The sequence below is a fragment of the Streptacidiphilus melanogenes genome, from assembly GCF_000787835.1.
Taxonomy (GTDB): domain Bacteria; phylum Actinomycetota; class Actinomycetes; order Streptomycetales; family Streptomycetaceae; genus Streptacidiphilus; species Streptacidiphilus melanogenes.
In genome coordinates this window covers 1-5312 of record NZ_BBPP01000082.1, presented here as the reverse complement: position 1 = coordinate 5312, position 5312 = coordinate 1, and the positions used below count along the sequence as shown (strand labels likewise).

Sequence of the window (5312 nt, the reverse complement as noted above, 5' to 3'; positions counted from 1 at the left end):
CGCGGCCCCGGGCCCGCCCGGGGTTGCCCCGCCGCAACCGCCGCCGGGGTATCCGCAGCAGCCCGGGCCGCAGCAGCAGGGCTATCCGCCGCAGCCGCCTCAGCCCCAGCCGCCGCGGGGTCCCAACCCGTACCCGTACGGGGCGCCGCAGCCGCCTCAGCCCCAGCCGCCGCAGGGGCCGAACCCTTACGGCGCCCCCCGGCCGCCGCAGGGCCCCAACCCGTACGGCGCTCCGCAGCCTCCGGGCGGCTACCCGCAGCAGCCCCGGCCGCCGCAGCAGCCGCCCTACGGCGGCGGACCCGGCGGTCAGCCGCCCTACGGCGGCGGACCCGGCGGCCCGGGCGGACCCGGTGGCTTCGGTTCCGGCGGGCCCGGCGGACCTGGCGGCTTCGGTTCCGGCGGACCCACCGGCCCGGGCGGGCCCGGGGGCCCCGGGGGAGCGCCGCGCCGCAAGCGCGGGATGGTCGTCGGTGCGGCCGTCGTCGCGCTGGCCGTGGTCGTCACCGTCGTCGCGGTGGCCTCCCACGGCGGCAAGAACGGCAAGGGCGGCAGCAGCGACTCCGCCGGCGGCACGATGGCCGCACCGGCGAACGGCAAGAGCTGGAACCCGCCGTCCTGGGCCACCCCGGCCGACGACATCGGCCCCGCGAACCCGAAGACGGTGGTGACCGGCCAGGTCTGGTTCGCCAAGGCCAAGCCGCAGAACCTTGCGCAGTACGCGCAGGAGGTCGGCACGCCCGGCGACCCGAACTACCACAAGTTCCTCAGCCCCCACGCGTTCTCCACCACCTTCAGCACCGGCCAGGGCGCCGGCCAGGCGGTCAGCCAGTGGGTGCAGCAGGACGGCATGAAGATCATCAGCCAGGACTCCGAGTCGGTCGTGGTCTCCACGACGATCGCGAAGGTCGAGGACGCGCTGAAGGTCCAGATCCACCGCTACAAGCACGACGGCCGGGTGGACATCGCGCCGACGTCGCAGCCGCAGTACCCGCAGAACGTGGGCGACTACGTCTCGGCGGTCACCGGTCTCACCACCTCCAGCCCCGTCGGCCGCGGCAGCATGTTCGTCGCGGACTCCAACCCGAACTGCAGCAGCTTCTACGGCCAGCGCCCCTCCGGTCTGCCGGACGGTCCCGACGGCCCGTCCGCGCAGCCGCTGTGCGGCTACACGGCGAAGCAGCTGCGGACCGCCTACGGGGCGACCGCCAGCGGCATGACGGGCCAGGGCGTCATCGTGGCCGTCGTCGACGCCTACGCGTCGCCGACGATCGTCCAGGACGTCAACCGCTGGTCCCAGGAGATGGGCCTGCCGCAGCTGAAGCCCGGTCAGTTCCGGCAGAGCATCCCGACGTCCTACGACCCGGCCAAGACCACCGCGTCCGACGCGGCCGGCTGGTGGGGCGAGGAGACGCTCGACGTCGAGGCCGTCCACGCGATGGCGCCGGACGCGAAGATCGTCTACTTCGGCGCCCAGTCGGAGACCAACGCCGACTTCTTCCAGGCCTTCCAGCAGATCATCTCGAACCACCTGGCGGACGTCGTCTCCAACTCCTGGAGCGGTCCGGAGCTCGGGACCGACCAGAGCTCGATCGCGGCCGCGCAGCAGATCTTCCAGCAGGGCGCGGTCGAGGGCATCAACTTCAACTTCTCCACGGGCGACTCTGGCGACTTCACCGCCGGCGACCGGCAGAAGATGCCGAACCCCTCGGTGGGCTACCCCGCCTCGGACCCCTGGGCGACCGGCGTCGGCGGCACCACCCTGGGCACGGACGCCGCGGGCGACTACAAGTTCGAGACCGGCTGGGGCGCCATGGACTACCCCTCCACCGGTGGCGGCTGGTCCTCCCAGGGCACGTTCGACGGAGCAGGCGGCGGCGGGATCAGCCAGATGTTCCAGCAGCCGCCGTACCAGGTCGGCGTGGTCCCGGACGCCCTCGCCAAGCCGGACAGCCAGAACCACCGGGTGCTGCCGGACGTGTCGATGGACGCGGACTCGTGGACCGGCATGGACGTCGGCGAGACGGTCGGCAACGCGGTCCCCCGGCAGACCGGCGGCGGCGTGGTCTACGACCTGAGCGGCGGCTCCTGGAAGGACCTGACGGTCGGCGGCACCAGCCTGGCCTGCCCGCTGTTCAGCGGGGTCGAGGCGCTGGCCATCCAGAGCTCCGGCTCCGCGCTGGGCTTCGCCAACCCGGTCCTCTACAAGCAGTTCAACTCGCCGAGCTTCCACGACGTCAGGCCGAACCCGGTCGGCGGTCACGAGCCGAGCTTCGCCTACACCGGTGACCAGGGCCCCGTGCTCGTCCGCGAGGATCAGAACACCAGCCTGAAGACGACGGACGGCTACGACGACATCACCGGCATCGGCAGCCCGTCCGAGCAGTTCATCACCTGGTTCAAGGACCACCCGACGGGACAGTGAACCGCGGTCGCGACCCGGACCGTCCCTCCCGCACCTGCCCCCGGCGCGCGCCCTGCGCCGGGGGCAGGCGCGCCCCGCGGGCCGCCTGGCTGCTCGGGCGTCGGCCCGGACAGGACAGAATGTCCCCATGACACTTCTCGCCGACCCGCATGTGCGCTTCGAGCCCGTCGTCGCCGACCCCGAGGGGCCACGGGAGCTGGTGATCCTGGGATCGACCGGTTCCATCGGGACCCAGGCCATCGACATCGTGCTGCGGAACCCCGACCGCTTCACGGTCGTGGGCCTGTCCGCCGCAGGTGGGCGGGTGGCGTTGCTGGCCGAGCAGGCGTTGCGGCTCAAGGTGAGGACCGTCGCAGTCGCGCAGCCTGAGGCGGTCGCGCCGCTCAAGGAGGCTCTTGCCGCCGCCGCGCCGAAGGGCGCGCCGCTGCCGGAGATCCTCTCCGGGCCGGACGCCGCGGCCGAGCTCGCGGCGATGGAGTGCCACTCCGTGCTGAACGGCATCACCGGCTCCATCGGTCTGCGGCCGACGCTGGCCGCGCTGCGCGCCGGGCGCGTGCTCGTGCTCGCCAACAAGGAGTCGCTGATCGTCGGCGGCCCGCTGGTGAAGGCCCTCGCCAAGCCGGGGCAGATCGTGCCGGTGGACTCCGAGCACGCCGCCCTGTTCCAGGCCCTCATGGCGGGCTCCCGCCGCGAGGTCCGCAAGCTCGTGGTGACCGCGAGCGGCGGGCCCTTCCGGGGCTGGAGCCGCGAGAAGCTGGCCGGGGTCACCAGGGAGCAGGCGCTGGCGCACCCGACCTGGGCGATGGGGCCGGTCGTGACGATCAACTCGGCGACCCTGGTCAACAAGGGCCTGGAGGTCATCGAGGCGCACCTGCTCTACGACATCCCGTTCGAGCGGATCGAGGTCGTCGTCCACCCGCAGTCCGTCGTCCACTCGATGGTGGAGTTCACCGACGGCTCGACGCTGGCCCAGGCCAGCCCGCCGGACATGCGGATGCCGATCTCGCTCGGCCTCGGCTGGCCGGACCGGGTGCCGGACGCCGCGCCGGGCTGTGACTGGACCAAGGCCGCGACCTGGGAGTTCTTCCCGTTGGACACCGAGGCCTTCCCCTCGGTCGGGCTCGCCCGCGAGGTGGGGGAGCTCGGCGGCACCGCGCCCGCGGTGTTCAACGCGGCGAACGAGGAGTGCGTCGAGGCGTTCCTGCAGGGCAGGCTGGCGTTCACAGGGATCGTGGATACGGTGGCGAAGGTCGTCGCCGAGCACGGCACCCCGGTCGGGGGAACTTCGTTGACGGTCGAGGACGTCCTCGCTGCGGAGGGCTGGGCGCGGGCCCGTGCCCAGGAGATCGCCGCAGGGTGACCGGGAACGGGGCATGATGTTGGTCGGGGTGGCCGCGGCCGCGGCCGGGATGGAACCAAGAGGAGCAGACGCACGATGACGACACTGATGACGATCCTGGGCATCGTGATCTTCGTGTTCGGCCTGCTGTTCTCCATCGCGTGGCACGAACTGGGCCACCTCAGCTGGGCCAAGATCTTCAAGGTGCGGGTGCCGCAGTACATGGTCGGCTTCGGGCCGACCATCTGGTCGCGCAAGAAGGGCGACACCGAGTACGGCATCAAGGCGATCCCGCTCGGCGGCTACATCCGGATGATCGGGATGTTCCCGCCGGGTCCGGACGGCAAGGTCGTCGCCCGCTCCAGCTCCCCCTGGCGCAGCATGATCGAGGACGCGCGCGAGCAGTCCTACGAGGAGATCCTGCCGGGCGACGAGACGCGGCTCTTCTACACCCGCAAGCCGTGGCAGCGGGTCATCATCATGTTCTTCGGCCCGTTCATGAACCTGATCCTGGCCGTGGTGCTGTTCCTGGTCGTGCTGATGGGCTTCGGCGTGCCGCAGGCCCAGCCAACGATCTCCTATGTGACGCAGTGCGTGGTCGCCAGCAACTCCAGCGCCGCGACCAGCGACACCTGCCCGAAGGGTGCCCCGGAGAGCCCGGCCGCCAAGGCGGGCCTGAAGGCCGGCGACACCATCACCTCGTTCAACGGCGTCGCCATCACCGGCTACGACCAACTGCAGAACGAGATCCGCAAGCACCCGGACGACCAGGTCACCCTCGGCGTCAGGCGCGGCGGACAGACCTTCACCGTCCCGGTGACGCTGACCAGGAACAACCTGTACGGGCTCGACTCCAACGGCAACCCGACCACCCAGATCGTCCACGCGGGCTTCCTCGGTATCCAGCCGATCACGCCGACCACGCAGCTCGGCCTCGGCGAGAGCCTGGACAAGATGACGGGCATCGCCAAGCAGGGCGCCTCCTCGATCGTCTCCCTGCCGTCGAAGATCCCCGGCCTGTGGGGCGCGGCCTTCGAGGGCAAGAAGCGTTCGCTGGACTCGCCGGTCGGCGTCGTCGGGGTGGCCCGGGTCGGCGGCGACGTGCTGGCCATGCACGCGCCTGCGAGCGCGCGGATCGCGACCATGCTGCAGCTGCTGGCCGGGCTCAACCTCTCGCTGTTCCTGCTCAACATGCTGCCGCTGCTCCCGCTGGACGGCGGCCACATCGCGGGAGCCCTCTGGGAGGCCGTGCGGCGGCAGTTCGCGCGCCTGGTCAAGCGCCCGGACCCGGGTCCTTTCGACGTGGCCAAGCTGATGCCCGTCGCCTACGTGGTCGCCGGGATCTTCCTGTGCTTCACCGTGCTGGTGATGATCGCCGACGTGGTGAACCCGGTCCGGCTTGGCTGACCCCCGGGTGACCCTCCGGCGTTGACCGGAGCGTTCAGGCGCGTCGGGTAACGTGGGGGTCGGGTGCGCCGACCGGTATGCAGCGCGCCCGGCTGGCCTGGAGTGACCCGGCAGCCACCGCCTCACTGTGGGGATTACGCAAGC

General features: G+C 71.6%; 3 protein-coding genes. All 3 read left to right on the top strand.

Annotated features, from left to right (window positions below; genetic code table 11):
• Positions 1 to 2422, top strand: a 2422-nt coding sequence (locus TR49_RS38480) for a S53 family peptidase (RefSeq protein WP_236653738.1), incomplete at its 5' end; no start/stop codon positions are given.
• Positions 2423 to 2549: 127 nt separating this feature from the next.
• Complete coding sequence (dxr, locus tag TR49_RS38475) at positions 2550 to 3782, top strand: 1-deoxy-D-xylulose-5-phosphate reductoisomerase (protein ID WP_042390876.1); 1233 nt, start codon at positions 2550 to 2552, stop codon at positions 3780 to 3782.
• A gap of 75 nt (positions 3783 to 3857) precedes the next feature.
• Complete coding sequence (locus tag TR49_RS38470; RefSeq protein ID WP_042390875.1) at positions 3858 to 5168, top strand: M50 family metallopeptidase; 1311 nt, start codon at positions 3858 to 3860, stop codon at positions 5166 to 5168.
• Positions 5169 to 5312: the final 144 nt, after the last annotated feature.

What these genes read in the sequence shown, in the direction of transcription:
- TR49_RS38470 (WP_042390875.1), top strand. Translation starts at nt 3,858, where the DNA reads ATGACGACACTGATGACGATCCTGGGCATCGTGATCTTCGTGTTCGGC.
- dxr (WP_042390876.1), top strand. Translation starts at nt 2,550, where the DNA reads ATGACACTTCTCGCCGACCCGCATGTGCGCTTCGAGCCCGTCGTCGCC.